The following is a 15,538-nucleotide window of genomic DNA, read 5'->3' as shown; positions in this document are numbered from 1 at the left end:
CCGTGCGCTTGGAATTTATGTTCGTTCGGTCACTCAAAAGCTCGATGAGTGCCCGAGCGCATGGAATTTATGTTCGTTCGGTCACTCAAAAGCTCGATGAGTGCCCGAGCGCATGGAATTTGTGTTCGTTCGGTCACTCATAAGCTTGATGAGTGCCCATTCACTTGGAATTTAGCTTTGTTCGAGCATTCATATCCAAGATGAAAGATATTTTTTGGTTTCTGTAAAAAATTTTATTTTCATAGATTGTTGAAAGACAATTATAAAGGCTTCAAAGCGAATTTTGGCCTTCATACCTATAGCAAAACTTATTCACAGGTAGTTCATCAATAGAATTCCAAAATCGTGATGTCTTTTTTTAATATAAATATGTTATAATATTCTGTAAAATAGATATGTTTTTCATCTTATAGCAGGGGGTATAAGGATTTAAATTAGTTTAAGTGAAAGCGCTTTACTAAAAGGGAGGGGGATATATGAATGACGAAAGTTTGCTGCGGTGGCAAACGGCAAAATACCATCACCATCTGAAAATGAACGAAGAGGATGAGATTGCCAGGGAATCTGCGGTTACTGTCATGATTAATGAGGAGCAGTACGCAACGATTGTCTGCACGCCGAACAATATACGAGAGATGGCATTCGGATTTTTGGCATCTGAAGGAATCATCCGTTCACCAAAGCAAGTTGAGAAAATATCCGTTGATATGGCGAAGGGCTTTGTTTATGTTGATTTAGTCGGCCCCGTGGAGTTTTCCGAGCGGACCGAGCGCTGGATCGGCTCGTGCTGCGGGAAAAGCAGGGAGTTTTATCTAAAGCAGGATGTGAAAACAGCCAAAACGATTTATTCCAACATGATGATATCCACCCAGCAGATATATGAACTGATGAAAAAATTCGAGAGGAATGCTGAGGTGCACGGCCGGACAGGCGGGGTTCATCAGGCCGCATTGGCAACTGCCGACGAATTAATTGCTTCCTATATTGATATTGGCAGGCATAATGCACTAGATAAACTGTACGGATATATTTTGCAAAATCGCATTTTCTTGAAGGATAAAATTATTTTATTCAGCGGAAGGATTTCATCGGAGGTTATTTTAAAAGTATCAAAAATTGGTGCGGGAATATTGATAGCCAAGTCGGCGCCAACTGATCTGGCACTAAGACTGGCTGATGATCTGCAAATAACGGCAATTGGGTTTGTCCGTGAAAACAGTCTGAATGTATATACCCATGAAAACAGAGTGTATGGTGATGCAAGAAAAGATTTTCACTATAGCAATTAGAGGAGGGGATTTTTTTGCAAAATCAGGACCATATTATCGTTACAGTTAATGGGAAAGAGTACTTGGCCAAGCCGGAGCAGAACTTGCTGGATTTGATTAATACGACGGGAGAGTTTGTGCCGCAAATTTGTTACAACGAGGCGCTCGGCCCGGTACAGACGTGTGACACGTGTATGGTTGAGGTTGATGGAGAAATTACGCGGGCGTGTGGAACAACTGTAAAGACAGGCATGAATGTGAACACGATAATCGAGCCGGTTGATGCCGCTCAGAAAGAGGCGCTTGACCGGATATTGGAAAATCATGAGCTGTATTGTACGGTTTGTGACTATAACAATGGGTCATGCGAGATTCATAATACGGTTGCGGAATTTGGATTGGAACATCAGTCAAGACCATTTGAACCAAAGCCATATGAGATTGATAACTCAAGTCCCTTTTATCGGTACGACCCGGATCAGTGTATTTTGTGCGGGCGCTGTGTGGAGGTATGTCAGGATGTTCAGGTGAATGAGACGTTGCTGATTGACTGGAATCGCGAGCAGCCGCGAGTTGTCTGGGATAATGATGTGCCAATTGATGAATCATCATGTGTCAGCTGCGGGCAGTGTGTTACGGTTTGTCCGTGTAATGCATTAATGGAAACTGAAATGGTTGGTGAAGCGGGTTACATGACGGATCACAGTCCGGGTCTGCTCCGGTCGATGATTGATGTAACGAAAAAAGCGGAGCCTGGTTACGGGCCGTTATTTGCAGTGTCTGACACGGAGGCATCAATGCGGGAGGAACGGATTGAAAAGACGAAAACCGTTTGTACATACTGCGGTGTCGGCTGCACATTTGATGTTTGGACAAAAGACCGGAAAATCTTGAAAGTGGAACCGCAGCAGGATTCACCGGCGAATGGTATTTCCACTTGCATCAAAGGAAAATTCGGCTGGGATTATGTGAATTCGGAAGAGCGTTTGACCAAGCCGCTGATCCGTGATGGTGAGGCGTTTAAGGAAGTGGAGTGGGATGAAGCGCTGGACTATGTGGCGAAGCGTTTTTCTGAAATAAAGGCGGAAAAAGGTGCCGATGCACTTGGATTTATTTCATCATCCAAAGCAACAAACGAGGAATCCTATGTCATGCAAAAACTGGCACGTCAGGTTGTCGGGACAAATAACGTGGATAACTGCTCGCGCTATTGTCAGTCACCGGCAACGAAAGGTCTTTTCCGGACGGTCGGGCATGGCGGTGATTCCGGATCGATTGATGACATAGCTGAGGCGGACATGGTGATTACGATTGGCTCTAATACAGCGGAATCCCATCCAGTGCTGGCTTCACGGATTAAACGGTCCCAAAAGTTATTTGGTCAAAAGCTTTACGTGTTTGATTTGCGCAAGCAGGAAATGGGGCAGCGGGCTGACCGGTTTTTCCAGCCAAAAAGCGGAACGGACCTGGTATGGTTGTCTGCCGTAACAAAATACATTATTGACCAGGGATGGGAAAATCGTGCGTTTGTTGAAAAATGGGTGAATGGTTTTGATGATTATAAAGAAAGCTTGAGTCAATTTACACTGGAATATGCCGAGGAATTAACCGGCATTTCAAAAGAAGACCTGATTGGAATCGCTGAACAGATTGTCAGTGTGGAAAAGGTTGCAATTTGCTGGGCAATGGGTGTTACGCAGCACCAGCTTGGCAGTGATACGAGTACTGCAATCTCAAATCTATTACTTGTTACCGGCAACTATATGCGCAATGGCACCGGTGCATATCCACTAAGGGGTCATAATAATGTGCAGGGCTGCAGTGATTTTGGAAGCATGCCGAACTTCTTTCCGGGATATGAAAAAGTTTCTGATGATGTGGTGCGGGCACGGTATGAAACTGCGTGGAATGTGGAAATACCGGGTGAGCCGGGAAAAGATAACCATGAGATGATTGAGGCGATTCATGAGGGTGAACTTAACTCGCTTTATGTTCTTGGCGAGGATACGGGTATTGTTGATGCAAATATCAATTACGTCAGGGCTGCTTTTGAAAAGCTTGATTTCTTTGTCATTCAGGATTTATTTTTAACAAAGACGGCTGAATATGCGGATGTTATTTTGCCTGCTGTGCCAAGTCTTGAGAAAGAAGGAACGTTCACCAATACGGAAAGGCGTATCCAGCGTTTATATAAGGCGCTTGATCCGGTAGGGGATTCCCTTCCTGACTGGGAAATTATCACGGATATTGCGTCGCGTATGGGATATGACTGGGGGTACACGAACCCGTCTGAGATCATGGATGAAGCTGCATCCCTAGCACCGTTATTTGCCGGTGTTAACTATGATAGACTGACAGATTACAATAGTCTGCAGTGGCCGGTCGCAGCCGATGGTACAGATACACCGTTGTTATATGTAGATGGGTTTCCATTTGAGGATAATAAGGCTAGGTTCTATCCGCTTGAATATAATTTGCGGTACGAAACGAATGAAGAATATGACTTACATGTGAATAATGGTCGGGTGCTTGAGCATTTCCATGAAGGGAATATGACGTATAAATCACCGGCGATTACCAGAAAACTGCCGAATGCATTTATTGAAATTTCACCGGAACTGGCAGAGGAACGCGGTGTTCGAGAAGGTGCAGAAATTAAACTGATTTCCCATGCTGGGGAAGTAACAGGATTGGTGCACGTGACTGATCGGGTCAGGGGAAAAGAAGTCTATCTTCCGCTGAATGATAACGGAAGAACGGCGGTCAACTTCCTGACTGATAATAACGTCGACAAGGATACCAACACGCCGGCATATAAGGAGATTGCCGTGAAGATGGAAGTGATTAAGAAAAAAGGAAAGAGTCCATTGCCGCCAAACAATTACCGCAGAGGCAATCCGCAGCCGCAAATTGGTGTACGGGTGGACCGGAAGTGGAACCGCAATGACTATATTTTCCCGGGAAGTCAGGTGAAGCATGATGTCTGAACCGATATCAAAAATCAAGCGGATGGAAGTTCCGGAAGAGGTCGCACATGAGCAGAATCTGGATGAGGTTTCAAAGGCGGTCAGCGAAAATAAGGATGCTATTTTAAAAGGAATTGACCTGTTGGCATCTTTGGAGAAGAACGGTTCACTGGATATGGCAAATGCCATTGTGAAGCATAAAGAGGATGCGCTGGAAAATATCATGGGTGAACTGAACAAGCCGCAATACTCGGGAACGTTGGAGAATATCGGTAAACTGTTTTTCCTTATTGGTGAGCTGAAAATAGATGAACTTCAATATTTTGGAGATAGATTAAACCGTGGATTGGAAGTAGCGAGTACAATCGAGGATGCTGAGCGAACATCGTATATGGATCTGTTGAAAGCATTGAAAGATCCGGAGATTAATCGAAGCGTTACGATGCTGCTGCAGTTTCTGCGCGGTATGGGAAAAGAATAGATTGAGAGAATGTCCCGAAAGTTGGAAGTGCCGCTTTCGGGGTGTTTTTTTGAATAAAGTCTGGCGGAGAGAGATTGGTGGTAGAGGGGGACTATCGGCAAAAGAATCAGAACATCGGCAAAAGAAGCGGAACATCAGCAGAAGAGGCGAAACATCGGCAAAAGAGGCGAAACATCGGCAGAAGGAGCGGAACATTAGCAGAAGAGGCGAAATATCGGCAGAAGAAGCGGAACATTAGCGCTGGAACAAAAACTTCCCGCATAAAAGGAAGTTGTACTAAAGAGCACCACTCACGCATAGATTGTACTGGGAAAGGCTCTATTCAAAGAGATTTCTCAATAAAATAAGGGGAGGTAAATGACGTGAGTGGTATTGTTGTTGCGTTAATCGGGATAATTGTTTTCGCCTTGGGTTACCGGTATTATTCCAAGTTTGTTGCTGATAAAATTTTCCGTCTTGATCCCAATTATGTTACACCGGCACACCGATATAAAGATGGCGTTGACTTTGTACCTACAAATAAGTTCGTCTTGTGGGGCCATCATTTTACATCAGTTGCAGGTGCGGCTCCAATTGTTGGACCGGCTATCGCGGTTTATTGGGGGTGGCTACCGGCATTTTTATGGGTAATTCTTGGAACCGTTTTTGCAGCTGGGGTTCATGATTTTGGAACATTGGTTTTATCTGTCCGGAACAAAGGTCAGTCGGTTGGTACACTTGCAAATAAACTGATTGGGCAGCGGGCGAAGATTTTGTTTTTATTCATTATCCTTATACTGGTTCTAATGGTTAATGCGGTGTTTGCCTGGGTGATTGCAAATCTGTTCATTTCATTCCCGGCAAGTGTTATACCAGTGTTTATTCAAATTCCACTGGCGGTTTGGATTGGTTTTGCGGTTTATAAACGCCAAAAGAAGATGCTTGTCCCATCGTTACTGGCGCTTGCTGTTATGTACTTAACTGCTGTAATTGCCAGCAGGGTCGATTTCCTTAAGATTGACCTCGTTCAATATATGGGGGGAGAAGGTGGAGCTGGTTTATTTGGCCTTGGTGCGGTATCGACTGCATTTTTCATTTGGATCATTATTCTGATGGTATACGTCTACATTGCTTCAACTTTACCGGTATGGAAGCTATTGCAGCCGCGTGATTTTATTAATTCCCATCAGCTTGTTGTTGGGTTGGCCATTTTATACTTAGGGTTGTTGTTTTCCAACCCGGAAATAACTGCTCCATTAACAAATACGGGTACAGATGTTTCCTGGTTCCCGCTGTTATTCATTACGATTGCATGTGGTGCCATATCAGGATTCCATGGGCTTGTGTCTAGCGGAACATCCAGTAAGCAGTTGAATAAAGAAACCGATGCGCGCTTTGTAGGATATTTAGGTGCAGTAGGAGAAGGTGCTTTGGCGTTAATATCCATTATAGCTGTTGTTACATTCTTCTCTAATACCGATGAATTTATGGCGACATACTCCAGTTTTACAGCTGCGGGTGGGGCAGGTCTTAATGTATTTGTGGAAGGTGCAGGACAGTTAGCAACTGGTCTTATGATTCCACCGGATATTGCAGCAACCATTGTTTCGGTAATTGTCGTCAGTTTTGCAGCGACAACATTGGATACATCAGTTCGGTTAATGCGCTACATTATTGCGGAGCTTGGTGTTGAATACAAGATGCCTGGACTTTCCAAAATGCATGTAGCAACGAGTCTAGCAGTTGTTTCAAGTGCTGCATTGGTATTGCTTCCGGAAGGGCCAAAGGGTTTTGGGTCAGGCGGTTATCTGTTATGGCCACTATTTGGTACTTCCAATCAACTGCTTGCGGGCATCAGTTTATTGCTTATTGCAATTTGGCTTAAACGCCAGGGCCGAAACTACATGATTGCCTTCCTGCCAATGGTATTCCTGATGTTCATGACACTGTATGCGATGTTCCAGCAGGTTGTTTTCCAGTGGTCATGGTGGGGATCTGAATCCAGTACATTATTGTTCGTTTTTGGGGCAATTATTTTTGTATTTGCTGTCTGGATTATTTTGACAGCATTTACGGCACTTACCGGAAAGATGGATATACCGGATAACAGGGACGATTAAATAGTTGGAGGGGGATCATTATCATTAGTGATCCCTTTTCTGATTAAAGGAGAGGTGAGGATCGTGCTGGATAAGCTGAAGATGCTGATTGATTATTATGAAGAAGTATTAAACATGCCGCACCGACAGGAAATTGCCCGCGAACTGCGTGACCAGGATGACTTGTTTCTGCTGCTCTTATATTCCGAAATGATCGGCATTCCAAATCCTGTTTATTACTACACGCTCGAGTTGTATCCATATATGATTGAACAATTTCATGACTGGCACTTGCGGATGGGGATGGAAAAATCACCTATGACAGGAATTCGTTGTTGTTAACTAACTGGTATTTTAAAAAAAACCTGTTTTCTAAAAAGTTGATGCTTTAGAAGAAATATTTAGGCTTACATTTTCTACAAGCAGCCCGGATACACGTAGACTCCTGGGGGAGCTGAGGCATCGGTGAGACCACCGAGTGCGGCAGCGCGAGGAGGGCTCAACAGCTGCCCCCGGCTAAGAAGACACTGCGAAAACGTACTTTTTGAGCAGATGTCGCCTTGGTACCCGGAGGTGTGAAAGCGAAGTGTATCCGGGCTGCGGGTCAGAGCATTAATCCATGCTAAAACAGCCTTAAAAAAAGGAGTCGTACTATGCAAGTTCTTGAGAAAAAAATCATATTTGTTGGTGGTAAAGGTGGGGTAGGGAAGTCAACGTCTGCTGCGGCAATCGCCTGGAAATCTGCTGAGGAGGACAATAAAACGCTGCTTATTTCAACGGATCCGGCACACAATCTTGGCGATATTTTCAATCAATCGGTTGGTGGAAAAACTGCAGAAATTTCAGACAATCTGTATGCACTTGAGATTGATCCGGAAATCGAGACGAATAAATACATTAAAGGGGTCAAAGAAAATATTAAAGGTGTTGTGCATTCAAGCATGATGGAGGAAGTGCACCGCCAGCTTGATACCGCGAAGGCTTCACCGGGTGCGGATGAGGCGGCATTATTTGATAAACTGATTTCTATTATCTTAGAAGAAAGTGAAAACTATGATAAGATTATTTTTGATACTGCACCAACCGGACATACAATCCGTTTGCTTTCGTTGCCGGAGTTAATGGGAGTATGGATTGAAGGAATGCTGCAAAAACGTCAAAAGACCAAAGAAAATTACACCCAGCTGCTGAATGATGGCGATCCGGTGGAAGACCCGATATATGATGTTTTGAAAACGCGGCAGGAGCGATTCGCCAAGGCAAGGGAAGTACTTCTGGACGGTAAGGTCACCGGATTTATTTTCGTCATGAATCCAGAACGTCTGCCGATACTGGAAACGGAAAAAGCAATTCAATTACTTGATAAATACCACCTGCATGTGAAAACATTGATTATAAATAAAATATTGCCGGAAAATGCAGATGGGGATTTTTTACTGCAGCGAAAAGAACACGAAAGGCAATATATGGAAATGATTAAGGGAACATTCCAAAAGCAAAATCTAATCTATGTACCATTATTTTCAAACGATATTGTAAACAAAGAACAACTGGAGGAATTCAGTAAATATTATGTGGAAGGGTGACCGGTATGAAGGCATTTGTACATGAACAAGGTGGAATGAAACTCAGAGAAATGAATGAACCATTTGCTGACCATGGGCAGGTATTGGTATCGATTCGTGCAGCAGGACTAAATCGCCGTGATTTGTCCATTCCGAAACGCCGGGGAGATAAAACAGATCCGTTAATTTTGGGATCTGATGGTGCTGGTGTTATCGAATCAGTCGGTGAAGGTGTTTCTGAATTATCTGTTGGGGATGAGGTTATTATCAATCCTGCACTCGGCTGGGAAAAAAATAGTGATGCCCCGCCGGAAGGATTCGATATTCTGGGTATGCCGGATCACGGCACGTTTACGGAAAAGATCGTATTGCCGGCGGGACAGGTAGAGCCGAAACCGGAACATATGACACGGGAAGAAGCAGGTGTCCTGGCACTTGCCGGACTTACCGGATTTCGTGCGTTGTTTACGAAAGGTGAATTGAAAGAGGGTGACACCGTATTTATCCCTGGGGCTGGAAGTGGTGTCGCGACCTATTTAATTCAGTTTGCTAAGAATGTTGGTGCACGGGTGATTGTGACTTCCCGGAGCGAGGAAAAACGTCAGCAGGCTGAGTCGTTGGGAGCAGATATGACGCTGGATACGAATAGTGACTGGCCTGAGGAGTTAAAAAATGAAACGATTGATTTAGTAATCGAAAGTGTCGGCCGCGCTACGTTTAATCGTTCATTGGACGTTCTGAAAAAAGGCGGTCGCATTGTCGTTTTTGGTGCTACAACGGAAGATACGGTTAATTTGAACCTGCGCAAATTTTTCTATGGACAATATCAATTGTTTGGCTCAACGATGGGAAGCAGAGAAGAACTTCAGGCAATGCTGGAACATGTGACGAAGCATAAAATGCATCCAGTAGTTGACCGGACATTCTTGTTGGATGAGGCACAGGATGCGATGGACTATCTTGGGGAAGGAAAGCAGTTTGGGAAGGTTGCATTGCGGATTAGTGAATAAAAGTGATTAGGCTCTCTTGTGGGGGGCCTTTATTTGTTTATGGATATATTTAATTCTGGAAAAAAGTCTCGTGATGAAGAAGCGAAAATATCGGCACAAAGAGCGAAAATATCGGCAGAAGGAGCAGAACATTGGCAGAAGGAGCGGAACATCGGCAGAAGGAGCAGAACATCGGCAGAAGAAGCGGAACATCGGCAGAAAAGCGAAACATCGGTTTGAGAGCGCAAACATCAGCTTGACAGAATCAACATCTGCCCGAGAACAAAAAATATCAAACCCACAGCACATATATCAACTCCACACTAAATATATCATCCCGAGGCCACAACATGTACCTATTTCATTACAATCCCTCACACACAAGTCCATCACCCTCACCATCAAGGCGATGCGGATCTTTTTCCGGTCCACCGGCTGCTTCGAAAAACGCCTGTGCCGATTCCTGGGAATTAAAATCGCCGCAGTCCCGGTCTGGTCCGGACGGGTCATACGGAAGTTTCGGATTCGCGGGCTGATCTTCCACAACATTACCATTAAAGCCATCCTCAGTTACATATCCGGAAATACTCCATATTCTTTTTTCCGCTTCCTTTGCCTTTTGTTCTATTTTCCGAAACCCCCCGACATACTTATCATTCGGTGGATAAACATATGCGACACGCGCCAATCCTTTTTTCAGGAGCAATTTATTAAACATTTGGCCGTCATCGGAATATAAATATGCAAGTAATCTATCATATTTATCACGTTTTTCGGTACCAAATTCCAGCTGAATAGATTCTGATTTGGAGAAGGTATCCTCCATTAATTGACTGGCTTCAGGGCCAAAAGGCTGTACCTCTTTATCCGGATGTTTCGTTTCAGGAGTGTCCACTAACAGCAGGCGGACATACTCTTCTTTTCCATCGACATTGGCAATAAAAGTATCCCCGTCAACGGCACGAACAAAAGTAACTTCATTACCTGATGCTGCTGAACAGGCTGCAAGAAGTGAAAGCAATAGTAAAATAATTATTTTCCTGATCATTTAAAAACCCCGCTAGTGTATAATCAAAAACCAATTATACACCATTGGGAGCTCTTTCACTACAGCTGAAGGTTTATTTTAAATATGGTGATACCTTGTCTATGGCTTTTTGCATCAGCCGGCTGTTTTTTTCATACAATGCTTTTGATTTTTTGCTTTCTGTAGCCAGGGCAAACAATTCCAGGTCTGCCTGACATTTTTTCATTGTTGCGTTAAGGAGAGGTTTTTCAGATGGACTCGGTACTGCTATTTGGTCATCATACAAATCAACAGTTAATTGCCCATCACTATCCACCTGGCCCAGGAAAACATTTTCAAGACTTACGTTAATTTTTTCAAGTTCCATTTCCAGCCAACTTTTGCTTAGTGATGCATTTGCCAAAGGTTCCAGTAAAATTTCACCATCCATAATAACTGTCTGGGGTTCTTTATCCGGTGAGAGTTTTAAACCGAAATCTTTGGCCGTTAGTGGCTGGTATTCTTTTTTAGGCAACACATTTACTTTCCCTGTTGGTTCAAGAACAGCAAATTCCACATCAGCTGCATTATAAATTTTGTTATTACGTAATTCTTCAAGCAGGTCATCTGTTGTAAATCGTTCTTTTTTCAGATTATCCTCCATGATTTTTCCATTTTGAATAAAAACTGTTCCTTTGCCCTGGCTGAAATTACGAAATCGTTTGCTTTTCAGTGATAAAAACTCCACACCTAATGGTACGAGAAACCAGATCAGAAGCGCAATAATCGCGTATTCAAACTGGGTTGATAAATCTGTTACATGTGTTGCAACAATACTGCCAATAACAATCCCGGTTATATATTGAAAAATATCCAGTTGTGCCATTTGCTTTTTACCAAGCATTTTAGTAATAAAAAATAATGCAACCAGTAAACTCAATGATCGGATTACAATCTCAACCCACCCTGGCATGGAATCCCTCCTGTTCCGTGTTTAGTTTTTATACTGTGGTTCCTCTTTGGCAAGGTATATAACCTGGTTTTTCAAATCTTCCTTAACCTGAGCAATGATTTCCTGTGCTTCTTCAAATGCTTCTCCAGCTTCTGGACTTTGTGTTTTGTTGGCTAATGATTCAAGCGTTGCATCAACGTTTTTCACCGATGAATAACAGCTTTTTACCTGTGATCCGACAGTCATTTCTTATCCTATCCTTTCGGTTTAAAGATGATTGCACCAATCATTCCAAAAATAATGGCAGCAGAAATACCGGCACTCGTTACTTCGAACATTCCGGTTACAACACCTATCAATCCATGTTTTTCTGCTTCATCCATCGCGCCATGTACAAGTGAATTTCCAAAGCTTGTTATTGGTACGGTTGCACCGGCGCCTGCAAAGTCGATTAATGGTTCGTACAGGCCAAAACCGTCCAAGATGGCACCTGCTACAACAAGAATGCTGAGGGTAAGTCCCGGATTAAACTTGAAAACATCAAACATAATCTGTCCAATTACACAAATCAGCCCACCAACGACAAATGCCCAGAAAAAAATCATTGTATATCACTTCCTGATTCGATAGAAACTGCATGTGCAATACAAGGAATGGAGTCGTTCTGCTGTACACTAAGCGGTGAATGCAGTGAACCTGTTGCAACAACGAGAATACGGTTTAGTTCTTTTTGTTTCATCAGATTTAAAAAATGTCCGTATAGCACTACTGATGAGCAAGCCGCTCCACTTGCTCCGGACAGGACAGGCTGGTCTTCTCTGTAGATGGTTAACCCGCAGTCTTTATAATTCTCTTCGGTTACCGCAATGTTTTTTTTCTGGAGAAGATCCAATGAAACCTCGCGGCCGACATGGCCAAGATCTCCGGTAATGATTAAATCATAGTAAGAAGGGTCAACATTGCGTTCACGCAGATGTGTTTCGATAGTATCAACGGCAGCAGGGGCCATTGCACCACCCATATTAAATGGGTCAGTCATTCCCATATCAATAACTTTACCGATGGTTGCCGATGTAATTCTTGGGCCATCTCCTTCTTTGGCAACCAGTGCACATCCTGCCCCTGTTACTGTCCATTGTGCAGTTGGGGGTTTTTGTCCGCCATACTCAGTTGGGTAACGGAATTGCTTTTCTGTAGCTGCATTATGGCTGCTGGTCCCGCTTAAAATATATTCTGCTCCGCCGCTATTTATAAGATAGGCGGCAAGTGCCAGGCTTTCAGTTGTTGTTGCACAGGCACTGAACAGCCCAAAATAGGGCATATCCAACGTTTTGGCTGCAAAACTGGTTGGTGTTATTTGATTAATCAGGTCACCGCTGATAAAGAATTGTACTTGTTCTTTTTCTATCAGACTGTTCTTTATGGCAAATTGGGATGCTTCTTCCATCATAATCCGCTGGGCTTTTTCAAACGTTTCCTGCTTAAGCCACATGTCATCATGTAATATATCGATATCATTTGGGATGTTTCCGTTTGCTTCAAAAGGTCCTCCAACGGTACCAGTTGAAATAATGACCGGCTTATTTTCGAAAATCCATGTACGGTGTCCGGCTAACATTACAAGCCACCCCATTGAATCAGAATTGTTTTAATTAAAGAAATGATAAACGCAGAAAACACCCCAAACAGGATTACCGATCCAGCAAGTTTAAACATGTTGCCACCAACACCTAAAACAAACCCTTCCGTCCGATGTTCAATTGCAGCAGAAATAACTGCATTCCCAAATCCGGTGACAGGTACAGCAGAACCAGCTCCGGCAAATTGGCCGATACGATCGTACACCCCAAACCCGGTTAAAAACATGGTAATAAAGATCAGGGTGGCAACGGTTGGATTACCAACCGTCTGTTCGGTGAATTCAAAAAAATAGATATAAAACGTAGAGATAATCTGGCCGATAAAACAAATAAATCCACCTACAAAAAAAGCTTTAATGCAGTTCTTTACAATAGGTCTCTTTACTTCTCTATGCTTTTGGAACGCTTGATATTTTTGTGCGCTTGGCGGTAATTTTTTCTTTTTCTTATCTGCCATGATTCACTCACTCTTTTCCCTATGTTTGTTCATTATCCAATTTGACGAGATGTTTCACTTTTTTCTTAAGCTTTTCTCTAGAGATATTTCCCTCTTCAATTTGTTTTTCCAGCTTATCTACTTCAATAATTAATTTTTTGTCTGTTGATAGCTTAACTTTGTGGCTGGGAAATGCTTTTTCCATTTTTTTGTGCAATTTTTTGCGGATATCCGCTAATCCGAAACGTTCATTCTGGTACACATCAACTGCAATAATAAGGTTTTCTCCAACGTTTACTGCGTTAATGGATTTCAGTTCCTTATAGGGTTTTAGGCTTTGTTTGGCCATATTTGACACCGACTGGTCAATGGATCGTTTAGCAGAAATGTTAGTAAAGTTGACATTATTATTATCATTTTGCGATGTATCTGTTTCGGGTGTGCAACCTATCAGGAAAAAAATCAGTCCTATTGCAAGCAATATTCGAAAACCGTTCATTAGCTATTCCTCCAGGTTGTAGAGGCTGGCAGTTGCCAACCTCGTATTAATATTAAAAACCTTTGTATTGTGGTTCTTCATTCTCCATCTGGGTTATTCGCGGTTCAACACTTTGTAAAATACTTTGTGTTTGTTGTGCAGCATTTTCATACATCTGTTTAGCTTGTTTATTTTCGGTCTGCAATGCAAATTGTTCAAAACTAGCCTGTGCACTTTTTAAACCGGCGATGGTTTGTTTAACCTGAGTTGAAACAGTCATGGTAAACCTCCTTTTTATAAACGCCTCACTATTATAATTTAATTTAATGTCGGTAATTATACGTTTTATTTTTTTCTGTATATGATAATTTTTTGGAAACTTTTTGGAAGGTCAATACGTCATATATAATAGAATGGAGGCTTGGAAAATGAAAAAGGGGATCCTTGTTGGGATTATTGTTTTGTTTATTTGTGTTTCGTGGTCGTTTTGGTTTTATGGACGGGCAGGGGCAGAGTTGACGACCAATAAATCAGGTCAAATACATAAAGAGGATTTTACGTTGAATATTCGAGTGGAAAAAATTGATGATGGATTTCGTGTGTTGCGCTCCATTCAATATAATGGGGAAGGTGAAATTGAAATTGAACATCAAACCCCGCTGATCTCTGTGTCGTTTAAACATAAAAATCATGATTATACCGGAAGTACTGTTACAAAAGTATTGAAAGCCGGCAACAGTTATCATCCTCAAGATCCTGTAACCTTTGAATCACCAAGCGGAGGAGAGTACACCTTATATAGTGAGTCCAGGTTTAACGTGAAAGGTAAAGAAATAACGATTAACCATGAAGAAAACTTAATTTTTGAATAAAAAACAGCATCCGGATTAAACGATGCTGTTTTCTTATTTTCTATTAATTTGCTTCTATAGAGAATTCAATACGTTTTGTTGGTTGATCACTTTCATTCCACTGTTGAAGATTCGGTTCTCCAATGTCTGGAATGGTAGCCGAAATGGTTTGATCCTCGTTCCAGTCAGCTGTAATGATCGGCCATTTATAATCGAGTATTTCTTTGTCACTTGTCTGGTTTACAAGTGAAACAGGCTCCCATTTTTCCAATTCGATTACAACAATGTCTGAAGGCGGAACTGGTGATTGAATATTCCTGTCAAAATGGAATAAAATTTTTGTTTCGTCAAGTGAAACTTCCATTTGGATTAATTTTGCCAGATCAGCAATTAAATATGCCTGATTATCTTTTGTTTGGTCAAGCAACATATAAGAACAAATATCATTATGGCAGGAGAACTTTAGTAAATAGAGGCTTTTACCGGTAACATCCATACGATCAATACTCATTTGCTCTATTACTTTTTTGCGGTCCTGGGATGCATGCAAATATTCATTCAGAATTGGCACCATTTCCAAATTAATCATTACTTTTTCATCAGGTAAAACAAATTCAATAAATTCATCAACTTCTTCTTCATTATCATGCTGCTGTTCCACGATTTCCGGTTTCTTGTTGGGATCTTCCGGCGGAGTGTCTTTTTTTACGAGTACCGGTTCATTTGTGCAGGCTGCAAGAAATATAATCAATAATAATAATAGCCGTTTAAACATCATAAGCATCCCCTAAATTGCGAATATATAATTTAATTATACTAAAACGAATA

The 15,538-nt window shown here is 42.2% G+C and carries 19 protein-coding genes; 10 read left to right on the top strand and 9 right to left on the bottom strand.

Features of this window, described 5'->3' with window-relative positions; all coding sequences use genetic code 11:
• The first annotated feature begins 476 nt into the window (after positions 1 to 476).
• The 9 genes from fdhD (at position 477) to G6R02_RS10600 (ending at position 9,587) form a co-directional block, all read left to right on the top strand.
• Positions 477 to 1,289 carry a formate dehydrogenase accessory sulfurtransferase FdhD gene (fdhD, locus tag G6R02_RS10640; protein WP_164669238.1) on the top strand — a complete coding sequence of 271 codons (813 nt, stop codon included), beginning with the start codon at positions 477 to 479 and terminating at the stop codon, positions 1,287 to 1,289.
• Between the two features lie 14 nt (positions 1,290 to 1,303).
• Complete coding sequence (fdhF, locus tag G6R02_RS10635; protein WP_164669237.1) at positions 1,304 to 4,255, top strand: formate dehydrogenase subunit alpha; 2,952 nt, start codon at positions 1,304 to 1,306, stop codon at positions 4,253 to 4,255.
• Complete coding sequence (locus G6R02_RS10630) at positions 4,248 to 4,715, top strand: helical membrane plugin domain-containing protein (protein ID WP_164669236.1); 468 nt, start codon at positions 4,248 to 4,250, stop codon at positions 4,713 to 4,715. Before fdhF ends, G6R02_RS10630 begins: the two co-directional genes overlap by 8 nt.
• A 49-nt stretch (positions 4,716 to 4,764) precedes the next feature.
• The gene (locus G6R02_RS10625; protein WP_164669235.1) at positions 4,765 to 4,953 is read left to right on the top strand and encodes a hypothetical protein; all 189 of its coding nucleotides are present in this window, start codon (positions 4,765 to 4,767) and stop codon (positions 4,951 to 4,953) included.
• A 124-nt stretch (positions 4,954 to 5,077) separates the two neighbouring features.
• Entirely contained in the window at positions 5,078 to 6,814 is a 1,737-nt protein-coding gene (locus tag G6R02_RS10620) for a carbon starvation CstA family protein (RefSeq protein WP_164669234.1), read from the top strand.
• 63 nt (positions 6,815 to 6,877) lie between these two features.
• A complete protein-coding gene (locus tag G6R02_RS10615) occupies positions 6,878 to 7,135 on the top strand; it encodes a cory-CC-star protein (protein WP_164669233.1) in 258 nt (85 codons plus the stop codon).
• A 311-nt stretch (positions 7,136 to 7,446) separates the two neighbouring features.
• The gene (locus tag G6R02_RS10610; RefSeq protein ID WP_164669232.1) at positions 7,447 to 8,379 is read left to right on the top strand and encodes an ArsA family ATPase; all 933 of its coding nucleotides are present in this window, start codon (positions 7,447 to 7,449) and stop codon (positions 8,377 to 8,379) included.
• Between the two features lie 5 nt (positions 8,380 to 8,384).
• Positions 8,385 to 9,368 carry a zinc-binding dehydrogenase gene (locus tag G6R02_RS10605; RefSeq protein ID WP_164669231.1) on the top strand — a complete coding sequence of 328 codons (984 nt, stop codon included), beginning with the start codon at positions 8,385 to 8,387 and terminating at the stop codon, positions 9,366 to 9,368.
• A gap of 33 nt (positions 9,369 to 9,401) precedes the next feature.
• Positions 9,402 to 9,587 carry a hypothetical protein gene (locus G6R02_RS10600; RefSeq protein ID WP_164669230.1) on the top strand — a complete coding sequence of 62 codons (186 nt, stop codon included), beginning with the start codon at positions 9,402 to 9,404 and terminating at the stop codon, positions 9,585 to 9,587.
• 124 nt (positions 9,588 to 9,711) lie between these two features.
• On the opposite strand, the gene G6R02_RS10595 is transcribed toward G6R02_RS10600, so the two are convergent.
• The 8 genes from G6R02_RS10595 to G6R02_RS10560 all read right to left on the bottom strand — a co-directional run bounded on the left by G6R02_RS10595 (position 9,712) and on the right by G6R02_RS10560 (position 14,139).
• The gene (locus G6R02_RS10595; RefSeq protein ID WP_164669229.1) at positions 9,712 to 10,395 is read right to left on the bottom strand and encodes a thermonuclease family protein; all 684 of its coding nucleotides are present in this window, start codon (positions 10,393 to 10,395) and stop codon (positions 9,712 to 9,714) included.
• A gap of 73 nt (positions 10,396 to 10,468) precedes the next feature.
• Positions 10,469 to 11,326 carry a DUF421 domain-containing protein gene (locus G6R02_RS10590; protein ID WP_164669228.1) on the bottom strand — a complete coding sequence of 286 codons (858 nt, stop codon included), beginning with the start codon at positions 11,324 to 11,326 and terminating at the stop codon, positions 10,469 to 10,471.
• A 21-nt stretch (positions 11,327 to 11,347) separates the two neighbouring features.
• The gene (locus G6R02_RS10585; RefSeq protein WP_164669227.1) at positions 11,348 to 11,551 is read right to left on the bottom strand and encodes a DUF1657 domain-containing protein; all 204 of its coding nucleotides are present in this window, start codon (positions 11,549 to 11,551) and stop codon (positions 11,348 to 11,350) included.
• Between the two features lie 8 nt (positions 11,552 to 11,559).
• Positions 11,560 to 11,910 carry a stage V sporulation protein AE gene (spoVAE, locus tag G6R02_RS10580; protein WP_164669226.1) on the bottom strand — a complete coding sequence of 117 codons (351 nt, stop codon included), beginning with the start codon at positions 11,908 to 11,910 and terminating at the stop codon, positions 11,560 to 11,562.
• Positions 11,907 to 12,923: a stage V sporulation protein AD gene (gene spoVAD / locus G6R02_RS10575; RefSeq protein ID WP_164669225.1), complete on the bottom strand. Its 1,017-nt coding sequence runs from the start codon at positions 12,921 to 12,923 to the stop codon at positions 11,907 to 11,909. Before spoVAD ends, spoVAE begins: the two co-directional genes overlap by 4 nt.
• On the bottom strand, positions 12,923 to 13,402 hold the full coding sequence (spoVAC, locus tag G6R02_RS10570) for a stage V sporulation protein AC (RefSeq protein WP_164669224.1): 480 nt from the start codon (positions 13,400 to 13,402) through the stop codon (positions 12,923 to 12,925). Before spoVAC ends, spoVAD begins: the two co-directional genes overlap by 1 nt.
• Before the next feature lie 19 nt (positions 13,403 to 13,421).
• Positions 13,422 to 13,880 carry a YhcN/YlaJ family sporulation lipoprotein gene (locus G6R02_RS10565; RefSeq protein WP_164669223.1) on the bottom strand — a complete coding sequence of 153 codons (459 nt, stop codon included), beginning with the start codon at positions 13,878 to 13,880 and terminating at the stop codon, positions 13,422 to 13,424.
• Between the two features lie 52 nt (positions 13,881 to 13,932).
• Positions 13,933 to 14,139, bottom strand: a complete 207-nt coding sequence (locus G6R02_RS10560; RefSeq protein WP_164669222.1) for a DUF1657 domain-containing protein — start codon at positions 14,137 to 14,139, stop codon at positions 13,933 to 13,935.
• A gap of 148 nt (positions 14,140 to 14,287) precedes the next feature.
• Between G6R02_RS10560 and G6R02_RS10555 the strand changes: the two genes are divergently transcribed.
• Positions 14,288 to 14,731 (top strand): hypothetical protein, encoded by a 444-nt coding sequence (locus G6R02_RS10555; protein WP_164669221.1) that lies wholly within the window; start codon positions 14,288 to 14,290, stop codon positions 14,729 to 14,731.
• Positions 14,732 to 14,774: 43 nt separating this feature from the next.
• On the opposite strand, the gene G6R02_RS10550 is transcribed toward G6R02_RS10555, so the two are convergent.
• The gene (locus tag G6R02_RS10550) at positions 14,775 to 15,485 is read right to left on the bottom strand and encodes a hypothetical protein (RefSeq protein WP_164669220.1); all 711 of its coding nucleotides are present in this window, start codon (positions 15,483 to 15,485) and stop codon (positions 14,775 to 14,777) included.
• Between the last annotated feature and the right edge of the window lie 53 nt (positions 15,486 to 15,538).

It is taken from the genome of Virgibacillus doumboii, from assembly GCF_902806455.1.
Taxonomy (GTDB): Bacteria; Bacillota; Bacilli; order Bacillales; family Amphibacillaceae; genus Lentibacillus; species Lentibacillus doumboii.
Note: the sequence above shows the minus strand (reverse complement) of the source record. Positions and strands in the feature narration are given on the sequence as shown.